The organism is Marinomonas sp. TI.3.20, from assembly GCF_038155025.1.
In the GTDB taxonomy this organism is placed as follows: domain Bacteria; phylum Pseudomonadota; class Gammaproteobacteria; order Pseudomonadales; family Marinomonadaceae; genus Marinomonas; species Marinomonas flavescens.
In genome coordinates, this window is record NZ_JBAKAS010000030.1 from 1 (window position 1) to 26,313 (window position 26,313).

23 protein-coding genes and 1 pseudogene are annotated in these 26,313 nt (G+C 40.4%); all 24 read left to right on the forward strand.

The genetic code is table 11. The features are described from left to right. Positions 1-967: 967 nt before the first annotated feature. Positions 968-2,338, forward strand: a complete 1,371-nt coding sequence (locus V6259_RS18345) for a capsule assembly Wzi family protein (RefSeq protein ID WP_341585761.1) — start codon at positions 968-970, stop codon at positions 2,336-2,338. A 24-nt stretch (positions 2,339-2,362) separates the two neighbouring features. Beyond that, on the forward strand, positions 2,363-5,002 hold the full coding sequence (locus tag V6259_RS18350; RefSeq protein ID WP_341585762.1) for an SLBB domain-containing protein: 2,640 nt from the start codon (positions 2,363-2,365) through the stop codon (positions 5,000-5,002). Between the two features lie 171 nt (positions 5,003-5,173). Further along, on the forward strand, positions 5,174-6,127 hold the full coding sequence (locus tag V6259_RS18355) for a Wzz/FepE/Etk N-terminal domain-containing protein (protein ID WP_341585763.1): 954 nt from the start codon (positions 5,174-5,176) through the stop codon (positions 6,125-6,127). Positions 6,128-6,320: 193 nt separating this feature from the next. Further along, positions 6,321-6,662 carry a hypothetical protein gene (locus V6259_RS18360; RefSeq protein WP_341585764.1) on the forward strand — a complete coding sequence of 114 codons (342 nt, stop codon included), beginning with the start codon at positions 6,321-6,323 and terminating at the stop codon, positions 6,660-6,662. A 101-nt stretch (positions 6,663-6,763) separates the two neighbouring features. After that, a complete protein-coding gene (locus V6259_RS18365) occupies positions 6,764-7,408 on the forward strand; it encodes a YjbF family lipoprotein (RefSeq protein ID WP_341585765.1) in 645 nt (214 codons plus the stop codon). After that, positions 7,405-8,130 (forward strand): capsule biosynthesis GfcC family protein, encoded by a 726-nt coding sequence (locus V6259_RS18370; protein WP_341585766.1) that lies wholly within the window; start codon positions 7,405-7,407, stop codon positions 8,128-8,130. The genes V6259_RS18365 and V6259_RS18370 overlap by 4 nt, the downstream gene beginning before the upstream one ends. Positions 8,131-8,155: 25 nt before the next feature. After that, a complete protein-coding gene (locus tag V6259_RS18375) occupies positions 8,156-10,342 on the forward strand; it encodes a YjbH domain-containing protein (RefSeq protein ID WP_341585767.1) in 2,187 nt (728 codons plus the stop codon). A gap of 569 nt (positions 10,343-10,911) precedes the next feature. Then, a complete protein-coding gene (locus V6259_RS18380; RefSeq protein WP_341585768.1) occupies positions 10,912-11,928 on the forward strand; it encodes an NAD-dependent epimerase in 1,017 nt (338 codons plus the stop codon). Further along, the gene (gene rfbB, locus V6259_RS18385; RefSeq protein WP_341585769.1) at positions 11,925-13,037 is read left to right on the forward strand and encodes a dTDP-glucose 4,6-dehydratase; all 1,113 of its coding nucleotides are present in this window, start codon (positions 11,925-11,927) and stop codon (positions 13,035-13,037) included. Before V6259_RS18380 ends, rfbB begins: the two co-directional genes overlap by 4 nt. After that, positions 13,034-13,915, forward strand: a complete 882-nt coding sequence (gene rfbA / locus V6259_RS18390; RefSeq protein ID WP_341585770.1) for a glucose-1-phosphate thymidylyltransferase RfbA — start codon at positions 13,034-13,036, stop codon at positions 13,913-13,915. Before rfbB ends, rfbA begins: the two co-directional genes overlap by 4 nt. Beyond that, positions 13,912-14,310 carry a sugar 3,4-ketoisomerase gene (locus V6259_RS18395; protein ID WP_341585771.1) on the forward strand — a complete coding sequence of 133 codons (399 nt, stop codon included), beginning with the start codon at positions 13,912-13,914 and terminating at the stop codon, positions 14,308-14,310. The genes rfbA and V6259_RS18395 overlap by 4 nt, the downstream gene beginning before the upstream one ends. Beyond that, a complete protein-coding gene (locus V6259_RS18400) occupies positions 14,310-14,858 on the forward strand; it encodes an acyltransferase (RefSeq protein WP_341585772.1) in 549 nt (182 codons plus the stop codon). The genes V6259_RS18395 and V6259_RS18400 overlap by 1 nt, the downstream gene beginning before the upstream one ends. A 40-nt stretch (positions 14,859-14,898) precedes the next feature. After that, positions 14,899-15,060 carry a hypothetical protein gene (locus tag V6259_RS18405; RefSeq protein ID WP_341585773.1) on the forward strand — a complete coding sequence of 54 codons (162 nt, stop codon included), beginning with the start codon at positions 14,899-14,901 and terminating at the stop codon, positions 15,058-15,060. 98 nt (positions 15,061-15,158) lie between these two features. Then, a complete protein-coding gene (locus V6259_RS18410) occupies positions 15,159-15,422 on the forward strand; it encodes a hypothetical protein (protein ID WP_341585774.1) in 264 nt (87 codons plus the stop codon). Further along, a complete protein-coding gene (locus V6259_RS18415; RefSeq protein WP_341585775.1) occupies positions 15,419-16,555 on the forward strand; it encodes a DegT/DnrJ/EryC1/StrS family aminotransferase in 1,137 nt (378 codons plus the stop codon). The genes V6259_RS18410 and V6259_RS18415 overlap by 4 nt, the downstream gene beginning before the upstream one ends. A gap of 242 nt (positions 16,556-16,797) precedes the next feature. After that, positions 16,798-17,787 carry a glycosyltransferase family 2 protein gene (locus tag V6259_RS18420; protein ID WP_341585776.1) on the forward strand — a complete coding sequence of 330 codons (990 nt, stop codon included), beginning with the start codon at positions 16,798-16,800 and terminating at the stop codon, positions 17,785-17,787. Then, positions 17,775-19,586 carry an ABC transporter ATP-binding protein gene (locus V6259_RS18425; protein ID WP_341585777.1) on the forward strand — a complete coding sequence of 604 codons (1,812 nt, stop codon included), beginning with the start codon at positions 17,775-17,777 and terminating at the stop codon, positions 19,584-19,586. The genes V6259_RS18420 and V6259_RS18425 overlap by 13 nt, the downstream gene beginning before the upstream one ends. Before the next feature lie 444 nt (positions 19,587-20,030). Then, positions 20,031-20,945 (forward strand): glycosyltransferase family 2 protein, encoded by a 915-nt coding sequence (locus V6259_RS18430; protein WP_341585778.1) that lies wholly within the window; start codon positions 20,031-20,033, stop codon positions 20,943-20,945. A 1-nt stretch (position 20,946) separates the two neighbouring features. Beyond that, positions 20,947-22,029 (forward strand): glycosyltransferase, encoded by a 1,083-nt coding sequence (locus V6259_RS18435; RefSeq protein WP_341585779.1) that lies wholly within the window; start codon positions 20,947-20,949, stop codon positions 22,027-22,029. Between the two features lie 135 nt (positions 22,030-22,164). After that, positions 22,165-22,353 (forward strand): glycosyltransferase, encoded by a 189-nt coding sequence (locus V6259_RS20095; RefSeq protein WP_445928524.1) that lies wholly within the window; start codon positions 22,165-22,167, stop codon positions 22,351-22,353. Between the two features lie 216 nt (positions 22,354-22,569). Then, a complete protein-coding gene (locus V6259_RS18445) occupies positions 22,570-23,673 on the forward strand; it encodes a hypothetical protein (protein WP_341585781.1) in 1,104 nt (367 codons plus the stop codon). Continuing rightward, a complete protein-coding gene (locus tag V6259_RS18450) occupies positions 23,670-24,803 on the forward strand; it encodes a glycosyltransferase family 4 protein (RefSeq protein ID WP_341585782.1) in 1,134 nt (377 codons plus the stop codon). Before V6259_RS18445 ends, V6259_RS18450 begins: the two co-directional genes overlap by 4 nt. A 129-nt stretch (positions 24,804-24,932) precedes the next feature. Beyond that, positions 24,933-25,295, forward strand: a complete 363-nt coding sequence (tnpB, locus tag V6259_RS18455) for an IS66 family insertion sequence element accessory protein TnpB (RefSeq protein ID WP_341585783.1) — start codon at positions 24,933-24,935, stop codon at positions 25,293-25,295. A gap of 26 nt (positions 25,296-25,321) precedes the next feature. Continuing rightward, positions 25,322-26,161, forward strand: a pseudogene (gene tnpC, locus V6259_RS18460) (IS66 family transposase); the annotation flags it as partial. Positions 26,162-26,313: the final 152 nt, after the last annotated feature.

Here is a 26,313-nt window from a genome sequence, read left to right on the forward strand (position 1 = left end):
GATCTAGATGGTCTTGCCCTAGCTCTCCCCCTTAACTTCAAGGGGGAGCTGGAGGGGGTTGCACTGGATCTTGACCTAGAACTTGACCTGTCATTTGTAGGTCTGCTTACCTTGAAAAAAGAGCGGCTGATGACCACTGTGCCAATAAAACCAAACAGACGAGACACCTGTGATTAACATGACTCTTTTTTCAACTAACCAACCATCACCTGTCATTTTGACTTTAATCGACGATTGGATTCAAACAATCTCCATTTATTAGCCTAAAGGCTAACCTACAAAAACCAAGACAAAACCATCATCTGCCATTTCGACTTTAGCCGACGGTTGGATGCAAACAATCTCCATTTATTAGCCTAAAGGCTAACCTACAAGACCCGAGACAAAACCATCACCTGCCATTTGGGCTTTAGCCGATGATTGGATGCAAACAATCTCCATTTATTAGCCTAAAGGCTAACCTACAAAAACCAAGACCAAGCCATCACCTGCGATTTCGACTTTAGCCGATGATTGGATGCAAACAGTCTCCATTTATTAGCCTAAAGGCTAACCTACAAAAACCGAGACAAAACCATCATCTGCCATTTCGACTTTAACCGACGATTGGATGCAAACAATCTCCATTTATTAGCCTAAAGGCTAACCTACAAGATCCGAGACAAAACCATCACCTGCCATTTCGACTTTAACCGACGATTGGATGCAAACAATCTCCATTTATTAGCCTAAAGGCTAACCTACAAGACCTGAGACCAAGCCATCATCTACCATTTCGCCTTTAACCAGTGATTGGCTTCAAGTAATTGCTAGTTTGTGGTCTGAAGGTTAATCATTTTATTTTGTTTCCATGTGTAAAGGTTTCTGTATCACCGTTTGAATAGTAAATTCCATGTAACATTATGTATTTCCTTGTTATATAATCCCGAAAATTTTTAATTGTGTCGATATTGTGAGTTTTGTTGGAATGAAGTCGCTGCTTTTATCATTAAATCGTGTCGCTTTATTGTGTAGTGTTTCATTCTTCATAATTAATAGTGCCAATGCCTCACCTTGGTTTGAACCTGACGACGTGTATTTACGTTCCGATTTGCAGGTGCTTGCTGATGCTGGGCTGATTAATTCGCCGATCAATACTTATCCATTGAAGTGGGCGCGTATTAATGCAGATTTGGAAAAAGTTGATGTGAGTCAGTTGCCCTTATCGCTTCGTCAATCTTATGCGCATGTAATCTATGCGCTTCAAGGGGCTTTTTTAGACAGAAATAACCAGCGCTTTAAGGCGGGTTATGCCAGTAAAGCTCGGAACGATTCAAGCTTTTCCGCACCAATGACCCAAAAGTGGCGGTCATTATCAAGTTATGAAATAACGGCGCACGATTATGCTTACCGACTGGCTGTAAATTATCAGAATCAGCCAAATAAATACGGTAATAATAGCAGTGAATTTTCTCTTGATAACAGCTTCTTTGCTTACAGTTTTGGCAATGCCAGTGTATCCGTTGGTTCTATTCAGCGCTGGTGGGGGCCGACTTGGATATACAATTTAGCATGGGGACACACCCGAAGTACGATTCCTGGTGTGGATTTTGCTTACGATGGGTATGATTGGCCATTAATTGGTAATTGGCATATTGAAACTTTTATCGGGAATGCAAAAACCCCCAACGCTAATCACAAACAATGGTCGAGTCGTTTTGAATTTAGCCCAATAAATTGGCTGGATATTGGCGTCAGTTATCAAAAATGGTTCAGTGACCATGGCTTTAATGGCTATTTAACGGGAGTCAGTGGTTCTAATGACCTCCAGCAAGACCAATACAGTGGTGATATACGGTTAAGCTTACCGACGATTAATTTTCGTCAAATGGCTGTCACACAAAGCCTTTATGCTCAAGGCTCCAGTTTAATTAATGAACAATCATTAGGCTCAATGGTTCTAGGCTGGCAAAGTCAGTTTAATATCGGCCAGCAATACTTTCGTTGGATCGTTGAGACAAAAACACTGACCAGTGATGGTGAAGCGCAATGGCGAGCGGGAATGGCGAATCGCACTATTATGACAGGGTTGCACAATCAATTAGCCATCAATAATAGCGACATTGGCAACTCAAAAGCCGTTAAGCTGATTTGGGTAACGCCTAACGATTGGCAATGGGCCTTACAAGGTCAGCGTTATCAAACGGTGAGCGCACAAGATCAAGACAGTGCCACAGCCTCTATTACAATACCGCTAGCCAAAAGCAATCGACTAACACTGGGTTCGGATTATATTGCGGCCTCTAGTCGTGATGCTGCGCAATGGTCATATTGGGCTAGTTGGGAATTTCGTTTTTAATTTTTAATGGATTGGATAAACTTGATGAAAATGGGAAAAATAAAGTTAGCCTGCCTTTTTATGGCCTTTATGACTTGTCACTCTTATGCTGCTTCTTTTTCTGCCGCTCAAATCGCGCAATTCAAGCAATTACCTCAAGCAGAGCAACAAGCCTTGGCGAAGCAGTATGGTGTGAATCTTTCTGATTTGACCGGTGGTGGCGCTTCTGCTGCAGCGCCAGTAGTGCAACAAACCATTCAGCCTCGTTCAGTTGATACCACCAAAACGACGCAAACCCAGCCAAGCGACTCATCTAATAAAGCAAACGATTCATCTACAAATGGCAAGTTGCTTGATTTTGGTTATGATTTATTTGCCGGTCAGCCATCTAGCTATACGCCAGTCGATGATCTTCCAGTACCGAATAACTACATGATTGCCCCAGGGGATGAAATAAACATCCAGTTATTTGGTAATCAGAACCAGAGTTATCATTTAAGCGTTAGTCGTGATGGCAGTATTCAGTTTCCTTCCTTAGGACCAATACAAGTTGCTGGGCAAGAGTTTTCCGAACTAAAAAATAGCCTAACTCAACAAATTAAAAAACAAATTTTAGGCGTTAGCGTCTCTATATCTCTTGGCTCTTTACGGACGATGCAGGTATACGTCACAGGGGATGTTTATCAGCCAGGTGCTTACAATATTCCAAGCCTTGCTACCGTCACGCAAGCGTTAATCGCCGCAGGTGGTTTCCGTAAAACAGGCTCATTGCGCAACATTGTGGTGCGTCGTGATCATAAAGTGGTTAACCGTTTAGATTTATATAACTTACTGCTAAGCGGTGACAGCAAGCATGATATTCGTCTAGAGCCTGGTGATACTGTATTTGTCGGAGCGAAAGGAACCAGCGCCACCATAACAGGTCAAGTGCGCCGCTCTGCCGTATACGAAACCAAGCCGAATGAAACCTTAGGAGATTTGCTTAAAAATGCCGGTGGTAGCACCGCAGACGCGTATCTTCAGCAAGTGGAAATAAAACGATATGAGCCAAACGGCGTGCATATTATTACCGCCGACTTAACAACATCTAAAGGCAAAGGTTTACCACTAAAAGATGGTGACAGGGTGAGCCTGAAAAAAGTCAGTGATCAATTGCAAAATGCCGTATTGATACGTGGAGCGGTAACGCGCCAAGGTGCCTATGCGTTTCATAAGGGGATGAAGATAGCTGATTTGTTCAGCAGTGCGCGAGACGACCTCTTGCCCAATACAGATGAAAGCTACGCCTTAGTAGTTCGAGAAACAGGCCTGCAGCACAATATTAAAGTGATGCAATTTAATTTAGGCAAAGCGTTAAGCGTGCCTAGTGGCAAACAGAATTTGGCATTGCAAGACGGTGACCAAGTATTTGTTTTCTCTGATGAGCTAAATGTAAAAGCGTGGCAAGAGCCCAAGCCTGTTAACCACAAGGCGACAAAAGGTAACAGCGAGGATACCCAAGAAAAACCAGAGCTAGATCCTACAACAGGGGTTCAGCTGATTAAGAACAGTCAGGTGACGACTAATCTTTTTGAGTCGCAAAAAGAAGAAGGTCAGCAAGCGGGGCCAGACTCTCGCCAGACATTGCTTAAACCTATTATCGATCGTTTACGTCAGCAAGCCATCAATGGACAGCCTCTTGAAGTCTATGAGATTGCAGGGGAGGTGGCTTTCCCTGGTGCTTATCCTCTAGTTGAAGGAGCTACCTTAAAAGGCGCCCTAGAAGCATCAGGTGGTCTGCTTGAATCGGCGGCCAAAGATCAAGCTGAACTGACGCGAGCGGTTGTTATGCCCGGCCAAGTGTCACTGAATCATCAGCGATTTGATATTGCAAGAATTCTAGCAAACCAAGAGCCTGATTTCAGGTTGGTGTCTAAAGATCGTATTGAAATCCAGCGTAAAACGAACTGGTCCCTGAACAACAAGGTAGAAATACAAGGGGAGGTTCGCCACCCAGGTACCTACACAATAGGTAAGGGTGAGAATATTGCCGATCTTGTGGCGCGAGCCGGAGGCTTAACACGATATGCCTATCCTACAGGCGCTATTTTTAGCCGAGAAGTGTTGCGTGTACAAGAGCAACAAAGAATGAAAATGCTTTCTGAAAATCTAAGGCAAGAAATCGCGTCGTTAGCATTGCGTCGTCAAACCAGCTCTGCGCAATACACCACAAGCCCTTCGGATGCTTTAAATGTCGTTAAAGATCTTAATACTGTGCCAGCAATGGGGCGCCTTGTTATTAATTTGCCGAGCATATTAAGAGGCAATGAAAACAGCGATGTAATGCTTGAAAATGGTGATAAATTATTCATTCCGCCAATGCGTAATACTATTGCTGTAGTTGGTCAGGTGCAAATGGCAAGTAACTTTACTTTTGACCCTTCTAAGTCGGTGCAGGAATACATCAACATGACAGGTGGCGAGAAAAAACAAGCCGATCTCAATCGTATCTATGTTATTCGTGCGAATGGCTCTGTCATGTTGCCGAATCAGTCTTATTGGTTCACTCGTGGTAGCAAACCATTAGAGCCGGGCGACGCGATTGTTGTACCGATTGATACCGATTACCTAGATGGTCTAAGTGCGTTAAGCACAGCATCGCAAATCATGTATCAGATAGGGGTCGCTTGGAAGGCGGTGAACTAGTCTTCCTGTTGAATTGAATTGAATTGAATTGAATTGAATTGAATTGAATTGAATTGAATTGAACTGAACTGAATTAAATTGCCTAGCATGACCATAGTGTCTGCTAGGTAATAAACACTGTTTATTATTTTAATTGCGTTTACCAATATAAAAATCGGGATAGTTTTATTTATGACGGAAGTAAAAAACCAGCAGGCGCATGTTATGCCGTCTTATGATCCTAGGGCGCCATTGGCCGACGACGAAATAGATCTAAAAGAGCTGTTTTTAGCATTATGGGCTGGAAAGTGGTGGATTATCGCTTGTGTTTTTGTGTTCACTCTTGCTGGTGCTGGCTATGCCATAATGAAGCCGAATATATACCGCTCCGACGTGCTGCTTTCTCCTGCTGCCGGTTCTTCTAGTCCGGGGATTAGTGGTCAGTTGGGGGGGTTGGCGTCGTTAGCAGGCATTAATCTAGGAGGCGGTGGTTCTAGTAAAAGCGACCTTGCTTTAGAAGTGTTAAAATCTCGTAAGTTTGTGGGCAATTTTATCGAACAGCATCATATTCTAGTGCCACTAATGGCCACAAAAGGCTGGGATAAAAAAACCAATAGCTTAAAATATAACGATTCGATTTATGACAGTAAGACTAAGCAATGGTTAAAAGACGATGAAGGTAAAAGCCTGCAGCCGACTTTATTAAAGGCGACTCAATACTTTATTAGTAATGTTATGAACGTCAATTCAGATACGAAAACCGGTATGGTGACATTGAGTGTGAATTATTATTCGCCCGATGTAGCGCAGCGCTGGGTGACTTGGCTCGTTTCTGATCTAAATGAAGAAATGAGACTGCACGATATGCAGGATGCAAAAAGCAGCATTAAATACCTGAACCAGCAATTAGAAAAAACCAGCTTAACCGACAGCCGAGATATGCTTTATCAGCTTGTTGAGCAACAGACGAAAACTCTAATGCTGGCGAATGTGCGCAAAGAATATGTGTTTGAAACAGTCGACCCTGCAGTAGTGGCGGAACAAAAGTCAAAACCTAAACGTAAATTGATTGTGGCAGTATCTTTGGTATTGGGTGGGTTTTTAGGTTGCTTAATTGTTTTGATTAGGCAGTTCTTAAAAAAATAAAATGTATTTAGCGTCAGCAATACATTAAAGCGCACTAGTAATCTAGTAAAAGCATATTATTAATGTATTAGAAGTACATTAATAATAGGGTTGCTCTTTAGGAGTAACTTAAAGAATATTCACTAGTAGGGTAAGTGTATTTATTCTATTATTGGGTATGTTATTGGCCTATAAACAGAGAAAAGGAGTTTTTATGAAGAAGAATGTAATTGCTGCGTTGGTTGCTTCGGCATGCATATTGGCAACCCCTGTGTTTGCTGAAGCTCCAGCGGCTGCCGCTGGAACAACTTCTGGTGCTGGTGCCGGTGCCGGTGCTGCTGGTGCAGGTACAGGCGCTGCTGGCGCGGGCGCAGCGGGTGCTGCAGGCGCTGGTGCTGGTGTAGCGGGCGCTGCTGCAGCGTCAGGCGCTGCTATTGGTACTGTTGGTGTAGCAACAAGTGTTGGTCTTGCGGCAGCGGCGGTTGCTTCTGTAGCGGTTGTTGCGAATTCCAACACGTCTACAGGTACTACTACTGGTACCACTGTCACAAACTAACGTTGTTGTTTTATCCAAAGGCCAGCATTGCTGGCCTTTCTTTTTTACTTTCCTTTTTCTAATGCGCGCACTTTTATATGAAGACGTTTCAGCTTTTATTAATGGCGATAATTATTACGTTAACAGGTTGTACTAGCGACAGTAATATGGCCTTTCAAACCCTCCGTGATTCTATGGACACAGCGCCAGATGTGTCTATTTCGGCTAAGCAGATTGCTCAGTTACCTTATGCATCCAGTTACATGCAGATAGGTGGATCGGCCCGGGCATTGGTTGTGTTAGGAAAAGTAAATGGCGATGATAGGTTGTGGTTTTCTCAGCAAAAAGAAATCGTCGTGACTCGCTTTGGAAGGGTTATCCGGACCGATGGTCTTAATCCTATAAATATAGAAGGTGTTCGTTTTACCCATGGTGACCCTCTAGCAAAGGGGTTAAATGGTTTAGAGGAACATCATTATCAAGCGCAAGGTTTTGTCAGTAGCATGCCTGGCTACCATTTCGATTTACCTTTTAGCGCTCATTACCAAGTTAAGGGCAAGGTAGACGTTAGCATTGCTGATAAAAAAGTCTCTTTGGTTCAAGTGAATGAAGACTATTCCATCCCTCTGCTCGACTTTCATACAGTGAACCATTATTGGTTAGATGCCTCTAATGGTCTTGTCTATAAATCGCAGCAACAGTTATTGCCTAGCATCCCGCCCTTTACCATTACTCTTTTAAAACCTTATCAGCAGGATCTACAATGAAAGCGTATTTTCAAAAGCTGATCCTTATTTCTTTATGCCTTTTGCCATTGCGCTTAATGGCGAGCGATTTTACGCTTGATGTGTCGACTAAAGGTCAGTTTACTAATGCTCAGCATTACCAAATAGGGGTCGAAACGCGCATTGGCTCTATCGTGAATAATTGGCAGCTCAAGCCTGATGGCTACCGCCTAGGGATCGCATTGCTCCGTGAACATGAAAGGCGTGAACAAAGCCGTTTGCGTTGGGCTCTTATATACCAACTAAAGACGATGGACATAAACCCGAAAACAAAAGCCGCATTAGGTGCCCAGCTAAATCAGCTGGTCGCGACCGGGCGGGTTTTACAGGTTTTTAATTGGGATCTAATTGATTTTAAAGTGAAGCAGAATCGCCTTCTCAAAGAGGGGGATGCTTTTGTTGCGCCCATTCGGCCTCATACAGTGAGCGTTGCTGGAGCGGCAGAATCTACTCAGCTGGCATTTGTTGGTGGTAAAACAGTGGCAGATTACAGTGCTATGATTTCTCGTTTACCTGGAGCGAATAAAAGCTTTATTTGGGTTGCCTCTCCGGATACTAATATTCGCAAAATAGGTGTCAGTTACTGGAATACCCAAGAAGCTTATCTTGCACCGGGTAGCGTCTTGTATGTGCCATTACAGGGTGATGATGAGTTTAATGAGTCGCTGGTAAAGCTTTACGCCGCTCAGGTTCTTCCTTATTGATTTAGCAAGCTTTGGATAAATTTTTATGCAGTTATTTAAAATATGTATTACCGCAGGCTTGCTACTGCCTTGTATGTCAACTTGGGCAGCTTGGACTGACCAAGTAAAACCGTCGCGAGATGATTTTGGTGGGATTGGCTTAATGCAAATGCCAACGGCCCGAATGGCGCCAGATGGAGATGTTAGCCTCAACTATTCTAGAATTAACCCTTATATATTTGGTGGGATTAACCTACAGCCATTGCCTTGGTTTAACGCCACTATCCGCTATGTGGACATTACCAATCGACTTTATGGACCTGAAGAGTTATCAGGCAATCAAAGCTATAAAGACAAAGGGGTCGATGTTAGGTTTCGCCTATGGCAAGAGGGCTATTATTTACCTGATATCGCCGTGGGTATTCAGGATCTAGGGGGTACCGGGTTGTTCGCGGGGGAATACATTAATGCGACTAAGCGCGTTGGGCCATTTGACCTTACATTGGGTATGTCGTGGGGGTATTTAGGCGCCGCGGGTGACTTCTCGAATCCAGCTTGTACTGCGTTGTCTCGGTTTTGCCAACGTACATCTGATACCGGTGCCGGTACCGTTAACACAGGTAGCTTTTTCAGCGGCCAAAATGTCGCTATTTTTGGTGGTGTGGAATATCAAACGCCATGGCAGCCACTGAGTATTAAGCTTGAATACGATGGTAATGATTACCAGCATGAGCCGCTAGAGAACAACCAAGAACAAAATTCTCGCTTTAACATCGGAGCCAATTTTAAACTAACAGACAACATGAACCTGCAGCTTGCCTATGAGCGAGGCAATACACTGGCATTTGGCGTGACATTTCATGCCAACATCCTGAAAGACGTGGTGGATGTAAAGCACGACCCGGCTCCTGAACCGTTAAAAGCCACCCCTGCTCAATTCCCCGTTGGTCCTTTTGATGCTGGAAGTCCAGATTCTGTTATTGATCTAGACATGAACACACCTAATAACATGGCTTTTGATAACAGCAGTCCTAATAAAAACAGCCCTAATTGGGACAAGGTAGCCGATGTACTAGCGAATAACGCCGGCTTAGAGCCAACTGCCATCTATCAAAGCAATCACAGCCTTACCTTTGTTGGCAAGCAAACAAAATACCGCAATCGTCAAGACGCGGATGAGCGAACTGCCGCAATTGCATACAACGCGACGGATGAAAATACTCGCCAATTTCGTGTGATCGAAGAAGAAAACGGCGCCGCCATGACAGAAACCCAAATAGGCCGGGCTCAGTTTAAAAAGAACCAAGACTACGACTATGATTTTAATCAAAAGCCGAATCTAGCCTACGTAACCGACCCACAAGCCTACCAAGGGGAAGAAGTTTGGCATAAGCCTTATGACCCGTTGAGTTTTTCTCTCACACCAGGGCTTAACCAAAGCTTGGGCGGACCAGATGGCTTCTATCTTTACCAAGTGATTTTAAAAGGCGGAGCCAACCTACAATTAACAGACAGCTTCTCTATAAGTGGGTCCGTTACCGCGAATGTGCTAAATAACTACCAGAACTTCAAATACGACGCTCCTAGTAATTTACCAAGAGTACGAACCTACATACGTGAATATTTAACCACCTCAGACCTCGGCATCAATGACCTGCAAGCTACTTGGTTTGGTCATCCGGCAAGAGACTGGTACACCCAAGTATACGCTGGTTATTTAGAATACATGTACGGCGGTGTGGGTGGTGAAATACTGTATCGTCCACTTGGCAGTCGTTGGGCCATTGGTGCGGATTTAGACGCCGTAAAACAGCGCGCATTCGACGAACGCTTTGGTTTCAGAGACTACCAAACAGTAACAGGCCACCTAAATCTCTACTACCAAACCCCTTGGGATGGTGTCTCGGCGGAAGTAAACATTGGTCGTTACCTAGCGAAAGACAAAGGCGCCACATTTACCCTAACGCGCGAATTTAAAAACGGCTTTAGAATGGGCGCTTACGCGACATTGACCAACGTAAGCAGTGAAGACTACGGCGAAGGCGGCTTTACCAAAGGGATGTTCATCTCATTCCCATTTGATAAAATCACCACCACCTCAACCGTCGAACGCGGCAACGTAGGCTGGACGCCACTAACACGAGACGGCGGACAATCACTAACCCACAAATTCAGCCTATACGACATCACCGAACAACGCGGCTACAACGAATACGAAAACCGCGACCGGTAAAAAACAAACGGGCTGACCTTGCACTTGATCTGTCATTTGTAGGTCAGCCTTTAGGCTGATGACCACTGTGCTAATAAAGCCCAACAGACGAGACACCAGTGAAAATCTAGACGCTCTTGACCTATCACTTGCCCTGTTGCTTGTAGGTCTGCTTACCTTTAAAAAAGAGCGGCCAATGACCACAGCACCAATAAACCCAAACACTACAGACCTTGCTCTTGTGGGCTGGGCTTTAGCCCAGATACCACCGCACCAATAAACCCAAACACACAAGACACCAGTGAAAACCTAGATGGTCTTGCCCTTGATCTAGCTCTCCCCCTTATTTCAACGCCATATTGTTTGCACTAATCAAATCATTACTTTAGAATTGTTCACGCATTGAACACTGCTAATTGATCAGCATAAAAAAGGATTTAAGTGAAATGACCTACCTATCTACAAGAAACTCTTTATTCTTTTTTTCTCATAGGCCTTTGCTGTCAAGATATAAGCACCCCTAAATAACTTTCGATGCCTTTAAAAACGCTTGATAACACTCCAACCTGAATATTTGGAATCTATAGAGTATGAAATTTCTTGTAACCGGAGCGGCTGGCTTCATTGGTACTAACGTTTGTTTGCGTTTACTAGAATCTGGTCACGAAGTAGTAGGTCTAGATAATTTAAATACTTATTACATCCCTGAACTCAAACAACACCGTTTAGATAAGTTGCTGCCTAATACGCAATTTCGCTTTGTAAAATTAGACCTTGCGGATCGTGAAGGAATGGCTCAACTCTTTAAAGAAGAACAATTTCAGCGAGTCATCCATTTAGCGGCACAAGCCGGAGTACGCTATTCCATCGAAGCCCCGTTTGAATACGCCGACAGTAATCTAATTGGCATGCTGACTATTTTAGAGGGTTGTCGCCAAAACAAGATAGAGCACCTAGTGTATGCTTCTTCAAGTTCAGTTTACGGTATGAACTCAAAGGTCCCATTCAGTGAATCTGATCAAGTTGATCAACCGGTTTCATTGTACGCAGCAAGTAAAAAAGCCAACGAACTGATGGCGCATTCTTATTCACATCTTTATAACATCCCTACCACAGGGCTGCGCTTTTTCACAGTGTATGGCCCTGGCGGTCGGCCTGATATGGCGCCTTGGCTATTTACCGAAGCGATTCTGAACGACAAGCCGATAAAGGTGTTTAACCACGGTAAAATGATGCGTGATTTCACCTACATAGACGATATTGTAGAAGGCGTGATCCGCATTCAGGATATTGTCCCTGGACAAACGTCTGATAAAGGATCAGAAACAAAAGCGCCGTACTCTATTTATAATATTGGTAATAATCAGCCAATTCAGCTATCAGAATTTATAGAAGCTATCGAAGCGGCATGTGGTAAACCAGCTAAGAAAATCTATATGGACATGCAGCCAGGCGATGTACCCAAAACCTACGCAGACACCGCACAGCTAGAAGCGGCAGTAGGCTACAAACCAGCCACAAGTATTCAAGATGGCATGGTCAAATTTGTAGAATGGTACAAAGAATTTCAGCGCGAATTGAAAGCTCATAAAGGGCAGCAGAAATGAAAATCTTAGTAACCGGCGGTGCTGGTTTTATTGGTTCTGCTGTAATCCGCCATATTATACAAAACACTCAAGACAGTGTGGTGAATCTTGATAAGTTAACCTATGCGGGTAACTTAGAGTCTTTAGCCTCAGTTGAAGACAGCAATCGTTATGCGTTTGAGCAGGTCGACATTTGCGACCGAGCTGAATTGGATCGAGTATTTGCAAAACATCAACCTGATGCGGTTATGCATCTTGCAGCAGAAAGTCATGTAGACCGCTCCATTACTGGCCCTGCAGAATTTATTCAAACCAATATCGTTGGCACTTACACATTGCTAGAAGCCGCTCGAGAATACTGGAACACTCTGGGTGACGATTCAAAATCAGCGTTTCGCTTTCATCACATCTCGACCGATGAAGTATACGGCGATTTGCCGCATCCTGATGAGCAAGAGGGAAATGGTCTAGATCAAGAGCTACCGTTATTTACCGAGCAAACATCTTATGCACCTAGTAGTCCTTATTCCGCGAGTAAAGCCTCAAGCGATCATCTAGTTCGGGCTTGGTTAAGAACCTATGGCTTTCCAACGATAGTGACGAATTGCTCAAACAATTATGGCCCATATCACTTTCCTGAAAAATTGATTCCTTTAGTCATTCTAAATGCTTTAGAAGGCAAACCGCTGCCTATTTATGGTAAAGGCGATCAGATTCGAGATTGGTTATATGTAGAAGATCATGCCCGTGCTTTATACAAAGTCGTCACTGAAGGCAAAGTAGGCGAGACTTATAATATTGGTGGTAATAACGAGAAGAAAAATATCGAAGTAGTGCAAACCATTTGTCATATTTTGGATGCAATGGTACCCAAAGCAACACCCTATGCAGACCAAATTATCTATGTTACCGATCGACCAGGTCATGACCGTCGATATGCCATTGATGCAACCAAAATGAGCACCGAACTAAACTGGACGCCAGAAGAGACCTTCGAAACAGGTTTGCGTAAAACCGTACAATGGTATCTAGATAACAAAGAGTGGTGCGATAACGTACAAGATGGCTCTTACCAAAGAGAGCGTCTTGGCACACTTGCAGAGCAATCGGAAAAAGGCGCCAACATATGAAAGGAATCATTTTAGCCGGTGGTTCAGGTACTCGCCTTTACCCCATTACCATTGGAGTATCTAAGCAATTGTTGCCTGTTTACGATAAACCAATGATTTACTATCCCTTGTCTGTATTGATGTTAGCAGGAATTAAAGAAGTATTAATTATTACCACACCAGAAGACCAAAGTAGCTTTCAGCGACTATTAGGTGATGGCTCTAAGTTTGGTATTGAGCTGAGTTATGTTATTCAGCCTAGCCCTGATGGTCTCGCTCAAGCCTTTATTCTGGGTGAAGAGTTTATTGGCGATGATGATGTATGTTTGGTATTGGGCGACAATATTTTCTATGGTCAAGGCTTTACGCCTAAGCTAAAACAAGCGGTTGATAATGCTAAAAATGGTCAAGGTGCGACTGTTTTTGGTTACGAAGTAAAAGACCCTGAACGCTTTGGTGTTGTAGAGTTCGATAAAAACCAAAAAGCCATTTCTATAGAAGAAAAGCCAGCTAACCCTAAATCGCACTTTGCCGTTACAGGTTTGTATTTTTACGACAACTCTGTGGTAGAGCTTGCCAAGCAAGTTCAGCCTTCTCATCGTGGTGAGCTGGAAATCACCTGTCTCAATGAGATGTATTTACAACAAAATAAACTCAATGTTCAAATGTTAGGTCGGGGCTTTGCGTGGTTAGATACAGGCACTCACGAGAGTTTATTAGAAGCGGCACAGTTTGTAGAAACCATTGAAAAACGCCAAGGTTATAAAATCGCTTGTTTAGAAGAGATCGCTTTTAATAATGGTTGGTTGAGCAAAGAGCAGATAAAATTTTTAGCGCAGCCGTTGTTAAAAAATAATTATGGTCAGTATCTATTAGAAATTATTAAGGAAAACGTGTGAGTTTAGTTCAATTAATTGACTTCCCACCGTTGGGCGACGATAGGGGCTCTTTAGTTGCCCTTGAAGCGAACAAAAGCATCCCGTTTGACATTAAGCGTGTGTATTACATTTTTGGTACAGAGCAAGGTGTTGCGCGTGGTTTTCATGCCCATAAAGAGCTTAAACAAGTCGCTGTCTGTGTCACGGGCCGATGCCGTATGGTGTTAGATGATGGTAAACATCGAGAAGAGGTATGGCTAGACTCGCCCACAAAAGGCATTCTGATCGAAGACATGATCTGGCGTGAAATGCATGACTTTAGTGAAGACTGTGTGTTGCTTGTGTTAGCCAGCGAATACTATGATGAAAGTGACTACATTCGTGATTATGATCAGTTTTTGGAGTGCTCTCGATAATGCCTTACATTCACCCATTGGCCGATGTTCAGACTGATCAAATCGGTGAAGACACAAAAGTGTGGCAATTTTCTGTGATTTTAGAAGGCGCTAAAATCGGTGCAAACTGCAATATTAATGCACTGACATTCATTGAAAACGATGTGGTTATAGGTAATAACGTAACCATTAAATCAGGTGTTCAAGTATGGGATGGGTTACGGATTGCCGACAATGTTTTTGTTGGGCCGAATGTTACTTTTACAAATGATTTCACACCAAGATCAAAACAGTACCCGAGTGAGTTTTTAAAAACAGCGATAGAGCATCATGCTTCAATTGGTGCCAATGCGACTATTATTGGTGGTGTCAATATCGGCGCATATGCTTTGATTGGCGCTGGCAGTGTCATTACAAAAGATATTCCAAGCCATGCATTGGTTTATGGCAATCCTGCTAAGCAACATGGCTGGGTATGTCAGTGTGGTACAAAACTGATTGAGCTTAATTGCGTCACTTGTAAAAATAGTTATGCCATGATGAATAATCTACTAACAGAACAGCGATAAATGACGATGTGTTTTATGTCCACTCTTTACGAGGTGTGGCATGAAATTCATCCAAGGGAAGCTTATCAACTTAAGAGTGGCTCAAGTAGAAGATGCTGAATTCATATTGCACTTGAGGCTATTGCAACATAAAGCACAGTATTTAAGCCCAGTCAAAAATGATTTGGTAAAACAAAAGGCTTGGTTAGAAGGTTACAAGTAAAAAGAAGAACAAGCGTTAGAGTACTACTTTGTTATTGAAAGTAAACAGCACGAAAATTTAGGTTTAGTCCGCGTTTATGATTTACAACCAGATTCATTTTGCTGGGAAGTTGGTTAATAAAAGATGGTGCACCTAAAACGACCGCGATTGAGTCGGCACTCTTAGTTTATGAATTTGGATTTAGTGAATTAGGCTACCGACAAGCGCATTTTGATGTACGTAAAGGCAGTGATAGAGACATTGCTTTCCATCAACGCTTTGGTGGTAAAGTGACACACGAAGATGAACTGAATGTTTATTTTAACTACAAGTTTGAAGATTATTTAAAAGTGAAACAGAAATATAAAAGGTATTTAAATTGATCCCATTTCTAGATCTAAAAGCCATTAATGCACAATACCAAAAAGAGTTAAAAGAAGCCTGTGCTCGGGTTATTGATTCAGGTTGGTATATACAGGGTGAAGAAGTAAACGCCTTTGAGCGGGAGTTTGCAGATTACTGCGGCACGCGGCACTGTATTGGTGTCGCGAATGGCTTAGATGCACTAACGCTTACATTAAGAGCTTGGAAAGAACTAGGTAGGTTAAAAGAAGGGGACGAAGTGATCGTCCCTGCGAATACCTATATTGCCAGTATTCTTGCAATCACCGAAAACCGTCTAGTGCCTGTATTGGTTGAGCCAGATCTAGCAACCTATAACCTATGTCCTATTAACACGGAAGCGGCTATCACGGATAAAACTCGTGTTATTTTACCTGTTCATCTATATGGCCATATGGCGGATATGCCGGCGATTATGGATATTGCCAAAAGACACAAACTGCTTGTGCTTGAAGACTCTGCACAGTCTCACGGTGCCAGTATTAATGGTGTAAAAGCCGGTAACTGGGGCGATGCTTCAGGTTTTAGTTTCTACCCTGGTAAGAACCTAGGCGCGTTGGGTGATGCGGGTGCGGTGACAACCAACGATGCTGAATTGGCGAGCACCTTAAGAGCACTTGGTAACTACGGCAGCTATAAAAAGTATGAGAATTTGTACCAAGGCGTGAATAGTCGTTTAGATGAAATGCAAGCTGCAATGCTCAGAGTAAAACTTCGTCACCTAGACACAGAAATAGCACATCGCCGTAAAGTCGCCGCCGCTTACTGTGCCGGCATAGATCATTCCGACATTACCCTGCCTATTCAAGACAAAACGGTAGATATCCAAAGCTACGAATCTCATGTATGGCACTTGTTTGTGATTCGCTGTAAAAAACGAGAAATGTTACAGCAACACCTGATATCGCAAGGCGTTCAAACGCTAATACACTACCCAATACCGCCACATCAGCAAAAAGCGTATCAGAACTGGTCAAATCAGGTTCACCCGTTGACTGAAAGTATCCACCAACAAGTGATGAGCTTACCGGTAAGTCCAGTAATGACAGAAAGCCAGAAACAAGATGTTATAACAATAATGAGTACTTTCAACTCGCTAGAGCAAAGGGGATGAGATGCAGGATTGTGGCATGAAAATATTAGATTGCACGTTACGAGACGGTGGCTATTACAACAGCTGGCATTTCCCAATAGGCATAATAAATCAATATTTAGAAGTAATGCAGTCTGCAGGTGTTTGTATAGTTGAGCAATTTTCCTAAATGAAAAAAGTTAGGATGCATAATAAATTATAAAACTCTTCATTCGATACATATAGTAGAGGGTATAAAGATTAAAAATTTAATATCAATAATAATGCCAGTGTATAATTCATCGCTCTATCTAGATGAGTCTATCAGTTCTGTCATTAATCAAAAACATGAAAATTGGGAGCTTATTTGTATAGATGATGGGTCAACAGACAGCTCTTTAAATATATTGAAGTCTTATGAGACTAAATTTTCGAATATAGTAGTCTTAAGTCAAGAAAATTCAGGACCAGCTCAGGCAAGGAAGTTAGGTATAAGTATTTCTAATGGCGACTATATTGCTTATTTAGATGCTGATGATGCTTACAGTGAAGATTATTTATATGAAACCTTAAAAAAAGCATTAGAAACTGATGCTGATGTTATAATGCCTAAGTTGATTGCATCATGGAATGGTGTTGATGGTTATGATTTCAACAAGAAAAACTCTCTTAATGTAAATAATGAAATATTACCAAAAACCGCTTTTTTAAGAACCTTCCCTTGGTCTGTGCATGGTTTAAACTTGTATAAAGCAGAACATATTAAAAAATATGCATTGACGGAAATAAGTGACGTAAATAATTTTAATGCGGATGAATATCTAACTCGATATTTATTGCTTTATGCAAATAGAATAATTGTGAGTGATGGATGTTATTTTTATAGATCGAATGAGGGTTCGATTACCCAGGTCTTTTCTTTACGTCATTTGGGTGCAATAGATGTTGATGAATTGCTTTTTTCTCTTGCACTAAAAGAATCTTTTCCAAGAGAAGATTTGGTTTTTTTAAGTAATAGCTTTTATCGCCATAATGCGATCATGAAATATAATATTATAAAAAACAAAAAAAACATCTATAAAAAAGATTTTAAACAAGCATTGGTGAGAATGAAAGTTAAAAGGCTATGGTATGACTATGTTAAATTCGATGGTGTGAAAAGTATTATTGCTTTTTTTATATTAAATTCAAGTCCATTTTTTTTGTGTTTTCTAATTTATATAAGAGAAAAAATAAATTCTTTAAGGGGGGGGAATAACTCATGTTTAAAATAATAAAAAAACTCTTCTTTCTACTGACACCGCAACAGCGAAAGCAATTTTATATGCTTCAAATTTTAGTGGTGATAATGGCATTTACTGAGTTATTAGGTATTGCCTCTATAGCACCTTTTATGGCGCTAGTGGGTAATATTAGCTTACTGAAAGGTAACGGTGTATTTGCTACCTTGTATACTTTTTCAGATATTACTAGACCTACTGACTTTTTGTTTTACACTGGATTAGCTGTGTTGTGTATGTTGACCTTGTCTACGATTATATCAATGTTGACTATTTGGAAATTGTCTCTTTATGGTGCTAAAGTCGGCACTGAGATTGCTGATCGCCTTTATTGCCATTATATGAAACAAAATTGGTTGTTTCATGCTAGCGGCAGCAGCGCACATTTGACTAAGCAAGTGTCAACTGAAGCACTACGTGTTACCGATGGTATTGTTCAGCCTCTCATGCAAATGAATGCTAAAGTTGTATTAGCGATATTTATCTCTATTGGTATTTTAATTTATGATCCAATTGTGGCGATATCCGGTTTATTATTATTTGTTTGCTCTTATTTCGTATTGTATCGATTAGTAAAAAAGCGTTTGGCTTTAAACGGTGTAGAAATGTCCGCCGCTTTTACCGAGCGTTTTCGTTTAATGAATGAAGGCTTTGGCGGTATAAAAGATGTTCTTCTACTAAATCGTCGCTATGATTTTGTTGATCGTTTTGAGAGGAGTGGCGTTTCCTTTTCAAATGCCAGAGGTGCAAATATTGCTATCAGCCAAGTGCCTCGTTATTTTATAGAATTAGTCGCTTTTGGCTCTATGATTGGCTTGGTGTTGTTACTAATTAAGCTTAACCAAGGTAACTTAGGTGCAGTACTTCCTATTTTAGCTGTTTATGCTTTAGCTGCTTTTAAGTTATTGCCTGCATTGCAGCAAATTTATTCCAGTGTAGCAATAATAAAAGGTAATTTAGCCGCCTTTGATTCCATCAAAGAAGACTTGGAGCAATCATTTCGTGAAGAGCCTTTGGCTCAAACAACAAACCCTAAGGACTCGCCCATTGCTAGTGCTGCATTAAAACAGGCTATCTACCTTTCTGACATTACTTTTACTTACCCAAATAAACCCACACCGGCAGTGAATAATTTTACGATGACTATTCCTGCTAATCAGGTCGTGGGACTTGTTGGAGCGTCTGGGTCGGGTAAGTCTACAGCGATTGATTTATTACTTGGTCTCTTAACTCCGCAGCAGGGTAAACTTAAAATTGATGGTAAAGTCGTCACTGAAACTAACAAACGACAGTGGCAGAACACCATTGGCTTTGTGCCACAGAGTATCTTTTTAAGTGAAGGTAGTATTGCTGAAAATGTGGCGTTTGGTTTCCCTGTAAAAGACATCAATCTTGAACAAGTCAACAAAGCTCTGCAACTGGCGCACCTAACAGAACTCGTAGAGCAATTACCAAACGGCGTTAACACGAAAGTGGGTGAGCGAGGAGTGCAGCTGTCTGGTGGTCAACGACAACGTATTGGTATTGCCAGAGCCTTGTATTACGATGCAAGCGTCTTAGTATTTGACGAAGCCACCAGTGCATTAGATGGTATAACAGAAAAAATAATTATGGAGGCGATACATGATTTTAGCGGTCAAAAAACAATCATCATGATTGCGCATCGTCTCAAAACAGTACAAAAATGTGATATTATTTACTTAGTGGAGCAAGGGAAAATAATTGCCCAAGGTACTTATGACCAATTAGTAGAAAATAATGCACAATTTAGAGAAATGGCTGAACATGCTTAATTGTTAATGGTAAATCCACTGTCTTTCGATAGTTTATATTGATAGACTAAATTTTATTTAGGTTCAGTGGTTTATTCAATAGCTCTGTATTTAATACTGTCAAATAAAATCATAGGTTTTTATTGTTTTTCAAAGATTACAGACAAAGTAGAGCCTCGAAGAGAATTGTTAAACAGCTACAAGATTATAATATCGGTTGTGATAGTTATGTCAGTGTGTGTTTTTTGTACTGAAAGGTTCTATTATGTGGTTTGTTTTACGCAGTTTTTTATGTAATGTTAGATCTTTTTTTTGGTAGCTAGTGAGGGGTGTTCTTAAACTAGCCGCTTGGCTAATTACTCACATCATAATTTATAAAATCCAAAAAATATTTTTTACCAGTTTAAATTTCATGTCGCTAAGTCGATGATATAAATATAGCAGATTTAGTAATGGAGAAATGAGTTGAACAAAGAGCAGCCTTTAGTCAGTATCGTTATTCCTTGTTATAACCATGCTAAATATGTGCAGGAAGCAATACAAAGTGTAATCGATCAAAATTATGAAAATATAGAGTTTATTATTATTGATGATGGATCAAAGGATGAATCAGTTACCAAAATTCAAGAAATGATCCCCGCTTGCCAACAACGATTTAAACGCTTTGAATTTAGATATAGGCCAAATAAAGGGCTATGTGCAACATTAAATGAAGCTCTTGAGTGGTGTGAGGGGGAGTTCTTTGCGCCAGTCGCTTCTGATGATATTTATTTCTCTTACAAAACCTCTGAGCAAGTAAATTACTTATTAAAAAATAATAGTTGTGTCGCCGTATTTGGTGGTGCAAAAGTAATTAAAGAAAATGGTGAGCTAATTGTAGAAAGGCCTTCATCTTTAAAAAAATATCAATTTGAAGATATTATTTTAAATAAATATTCATTGTTTACTCCTAGCCAATTGATTAGAACTAAAATTATTAGAGATGTAGGTTGTTTTGACACAACAGTTATGCTTGAGGATTGGTATATTTATTTAAAGATTAGTGAATTGGGTTATAGTTTAGATAGTATAGAAGGTGTTTATGTTTCATATCGCAGGCATCTGAATAATACTACAAATAATATTGGTCTGATGCATAAAGAAAGATTGAAAGTTCTTAAAATTTATAGTGAAAATAAATATTACGAATCAGCATTGGCGGAATTTAATTTCACAAAAGCAAGAGAACTTGTTCCAGAAACAAAAATAGGCTCTGCTAAGTATTTTTTAATTGCTTTTTTTAAAAAACCTAGAATATTTTATCGATTAGATACTCTAAAATTGATCGTGAAATTCTTCATACCAAAAAAAATATTGTTAGCGAAGCAAATAGGACGTTAGAGTGAAACTTCTACTAGTAATAACGGGTCTTGGTATGGGCGGCGCTGAAAATGTAGTGGTGAACCTTGCAGATGCTTTGGTTGAACGGGGGCACTTAGTTAAAATAGCGTACCTTACGGGAGAGGCTTTAGTGTTACCTAGTAACTCAAATATAGAAGTTGTTTCTATAGGAATGAAAGGGGCTAAAGACTTTTTTAAGGCTTATATAAGATTGAGAGCTTTGGTTAATAGCTTTAAACCAGACGTGGTTCATAGTCATATGATTCATGGCAATTTGTTATCCCGGTTAGTGAGATTGACGGTAAAAGTACCTAAGTTGATTTGTACTGCGCATAGTAATAACGAAGGTGGCAAACTTAGAATGTTGGCTTACCGATTGACCGATCAATTAGCGAACATTTCAACTAATGTAAGTGAAGAGGCAGTTAAAGCTTTTGTTAAGGCTGGTGCAGCTAAAGCTGGCCGCATGATTAGTGTTGTTAATGGTATAGATACAAATTGTTTTATTTCTAATCCTAAGCTCCGAAATGAAAAACGAAGAGAATTAGATGGCTTTGATCAAAAAATAATTTTGGCAGTTGGCAGGTTAGATGTAGCTAAAGACTATCCTAATTTACTGAATACAATTGCCTTACTAAAAAAACAACGCCAAGATTTTAAAGTCTTCATTGCAGGTGATGGTCCCTTAAAACAAGAGCTTTTAGCGCTTTCGGTAAGTCTTCAAATTGAGTGTTGTGTTGAGTTTTTAGGTATATGCCATGATATTCCAGCTTTAATGGCAGCAAGTGATGTATTTGTACTATCTTCTGCTTGGGAAGGCTTTGGCTTGGTAGTAGCGGAAGCAATGTCATGTGAAAGAGTTGTTGTAGCCACAGACTGTGGAGGTGTAGCGGATGTGGTAGGCGATAATGGATTCCTTGTCGAGCCAAGAAATAGTAATGTTCTTCTAAAAGCGATAAATGAGGCATTAGATCTCAGTACAGACGAGCGAGTTGAATTGGGTGCTTTAGCAAGGCAGCGAATTATTGTAAAATTTTCATTAGTTGCAAATACAAATGCTTTTTTGAAGTTGTATTCAGATTGAAAGATAAGCTAATAAGCATTTTTGATCTAGGGAATAATAATGAAGCAGGTATTGATCTGTATCTTTTATGTATGTCAGTAGTTTTTATCAGCATAGCTAGGCTTTTATGCTTTTTCTAACGCGCTAAATGAAGCCATGGCCTGTGGTACGCCTTGTGTAACCACAGATGTAGAAGACGCTGCGCGTATTGTTGGTAAAGCTGGTTGGTTTGTTCCGCCGAAAGAGCCTAAGGCATTGGCTAATGCTATATCAGAAGCTTTACATGAAAAAGAATGCTTTCCTGAAAAATGTGCCGCAAGAAAAAAGCTTGTCGAGAACGTATAGTGGAAAACTTTAGTATTGAGATAATGGTTGACAATTACCACAAAATTTGGGGCTAAAGAGTATAAAATGCTTATTTTCATTAAACTTTTTGCTCATTTCGAATCAAAATTTCACTTTTATTTTGTATTGATTATCTGAACTTTTTCCTTAATAGTTTATCTGTATTTAGGTATAATTAATGTAAAAATCATGACAATAGAATTGGGCCAAAATTAAATGCAATTGTTTTTATATGATCTTCCAAATTTTATCGCTATTATTTTAGTTGTGTTCGTTTCTTATAGGATTAAAGCCATACCTAGTTGGCTCGCATTGATTCTTGGTGTTTCTGCTATACTCCCTTTTTTAATTAATAATGTTTTATTTCCAGCTAAATATATGCCTGATCAGTTTAAATATTTTGATATGGTTCAGTGCATCCGTTCTTTAGATTCTAATTGTCATGCTTATTCTAAAACAGTCGGTAATGCTAGTTGGTTTTTATCCTTTGTCCCCTTGCCTTTTGTTGAAACTATAAAAAGTTTAGGGTTTTATAATAGATTTATTGTCACAAGCTTAATTATTTGGCTGTATTCAAAGAAAGATTTGAGAGGTATGTCACTTTTTGTATTGATTTTTTATCCTAGTTTTTTACTTTATTCATCTTTAAGTTTACGTGACCCATTAATAACATGTTTTATGTTGATCTCGGTTATATTTTTAATTGATGGAAAAACTGTAAAATCGATTTTATTCGGAGTTCCGCTTTTTTTCTTAAAGTTTCAAAATTTTTTTTTAATAGTGCTTTTTGTTTTTTTCTATCTTCTTAGAAAAAAAAGTTCAATAATATATCGATTTAGATATTTTTTATATGCTTTTTCTATACTCATTTTTATTCCATTTATGCAGGAATTAATCCATTTGCTTGATTTTTATCGTAAAGCAATGTTCGTAGAGAATGGTGGTGATATATCACAATATACTCAAATTGGTGATGTTTATGGTTTCTTTTTATTAGGACTTCAATCAGCCCCATTTTTCTTAATGAAGCCTCTGCCGTGGGAGGCAAATAGCATGCTTCAGTTTATCCAAAGCCTTGAGAATGTTGTTTTATTTTTATTTTTAGTTGTGTTTTTTTATAAGTCATACAAATTTGATAAATATATGACTGTCACTTGGTTTTTTTACTTGCTGATTTCGATGACTATTTATGGTTTGGTTGTTTTTAATTATGGTACTGCCGTTCGTTATAAATTTCCTTTTATTATTTGTGTTGTTGTGGGCTTATCTTATGATCTATATAAGACATATGGTATTTCATTAAAGTGGAGAATCAGATGAAAATACTATTGATTTCTCAAAATGCCACTCCAGGCTTACTGATATTCCGTAAAGAGCTTATTCAATATTTAGCTGTTAGTGGTTTTTCTGTTTATGTTTGTGCTTTAGATTATACAGAGACTTCCAAGCAAGCTATTCGCAAGTTAGGTGCGACTCCAGTGGATTATTCTTTGAATAAGGCCGGAATGAACCCGATACGTGATTTGAAAGACACTTGGGCTTTGTCTAGGGAGCTAAAAGAACTCCAGCCAGATGTGGTATTTAGTTTTTTTGTTAAGCCTTCTATTTACGGTACTTTAGCGGCTACGCTAGCAGGTGTACCGCGCCGAATAGCTATGCTCGAGGGGCTAGGTTATGTGCATACAGCTAATTCAAATGGGTATTCAGCCAAAAAGCGATTGTTGCAATTTGTTCATGGTTGTTTATGTACTGTTGGTTATGCTTTTGCTCATAAAGTGTTGTTTCTTAACCCAGATGATCCACGTGATTTGTCTAATAAGGCTTTGTTAAATCGTAAGAAATTTCAGGTATTGGGGCCTATTGGACTGGATTTGAACGCTTTTCCATATCAAGCGATGAGTTCTTCTGGCCCAGTGAGATTTATTTTTATTGCTAGACTGCTAGCTGAGAAAGGGATTTTTGAATACTTAGCAGCCGCTCGGATAGTGAAGAAGCAGTATTCTGATACTGAGTTTATTGTGTTGGGTGGTCTTGATCCTGACAACCCTGCCGCACTTACTTCGTCACAGCTAGATGATGTAATCAATGAAGGTATTATTATTTATCCTGGTCATGTATCTAATGTGTCTGAGTGGATTGCAAATTCTCATGTATTTGTACTCCCTTCATACAGAGAAGGCTATCCACGGTCTACACAGGAGGCAATGGCTATAGGTCGTGCAGTTATTACTACGGATGTTCCTGGTTGTAGGGAAACTGTGAAAGATGGTGTAAATGGTTTTCTTGTTCCGCCATTTGATTCAAAAGCACTGGCTGAAAAAATGCTTTACTTGATAGAGCATCAAGAAGAGATAAAAAGAATGGGCGATGAGAGTAACCGAATAGCCAAAGAGAGTTTTGATGTTAATAAGATCAATCCGATATTGACAGATATTCTTATCGGTCGTTAAGGGCTTTTTGTCGTGAGCATGTCAGGTGCTCACGACGAAAGTTATTTGTGAGCGTCGGCTAAACCCCACATAGCAATCTCTTCCAAAAACCATAAAGTCTTTTATTTTTTAAATTGGAATAAAAGGCTCATGTTTACGGCTTCTGATCAACTTAATGTGACCCTCATTTGTGGGCCAACCGATAAGCGTAAAGCCATTGATGGGCTATGCAATATTGTTGCGTACGATTTGAAAAAAGAACCTTGTAGCGACCACATATTTGTTTTTTGTGGTCGAGTGCGCGATAAAGTCGAAATCTTACAATGGGCGTCGAATGGCTTCTGGCTACATTATAAGCGTCTCGAAAAAGGGCATTTTCAGTGGCCTGGCATTGATGACGAACAACTGTCTATTCAAGTATCACCCCGTCAGTTAAATTGGTTGTTGGATGGTCTTTCGCTCAATGTACAAGACGCTCATCCGCATTTAACCTATCGATATCATGACGATTAGGACATTCGCTTGGTATAATCCAAGCCATGAAAATACTTCCTGATGACTTACCTAATGACATTGAATCGCTTAAGGCTCTTTTACTTGAGCAGTCGTTGTTATTAGGTGAAAAAGACTCGGCATTGATAGAGCAAGAAAAAGTATTAACCGAAAAAGATAGCAAAATCGCTGAATGGGAATCTAAGTATCAGCTAATTCTTGAGCAATGGCGTTTGGCTCAACAAAAACAGTTTGGTAAAGGCTCCGAAGTGTCTCCGGGCCAAGGCGAGCTGTTTGACGAGTCAGACAGCGACTCTCAAGAAGACAGCGTGGATGTTGAAACGGACAACCAAACTATTTCCTATACGCGAACAAAACCTAAGCGTAAACCTTTACCGAAAGACTTACCTCGTGAAACGGTTGTGGTGGATGTACCTGAATCGGACAAAACCTGTTCTTGTTGTCAGACACCACTACATCGTATTGGCGAAGACACGTCTGAGAAGTTAGCGTTTTTTCCTGCTCAGTTAAAAGTCATCGAAACGGTTCGCCCTAAGTACGCATGTCGTCAGTGTGAAAAGACCGAGACAAAAACAACGATCAAACAAGCTCCGATGCCGCCCAGCATTATCCCCAAAGGTATCGCAACGCCCAGCCTACTAAGCCAGGTTATCACAGGTAAGTTCCAATACAGCTTACCTCTCTATCGACAAGAAACCATGTTCAAGCAATATGGCATTGAACTGAGTCGACAAACCATGTCGGACTGGATGCTAAAATGCTCGGTTGTGTTACAACCCCTTTATGATCGACTCCATAGCATCTTGCTTGAACAGTCGGTGATTCAAGCAGATGAAACAACGCTCAATGTCATTAAAGGTGAGCGTCGGCTAAACCCCACATAGCAATCTCTTCCAAAAACCATAAAGTCTTTTATTTTTTAAATTGGAATAAAAGACTCATGTTTACGGCTTCTGATCAACTTAATGTGACCCTCATTTGTGGGCCAACCGATATGCGTAAAGCCATTGATGGGCTA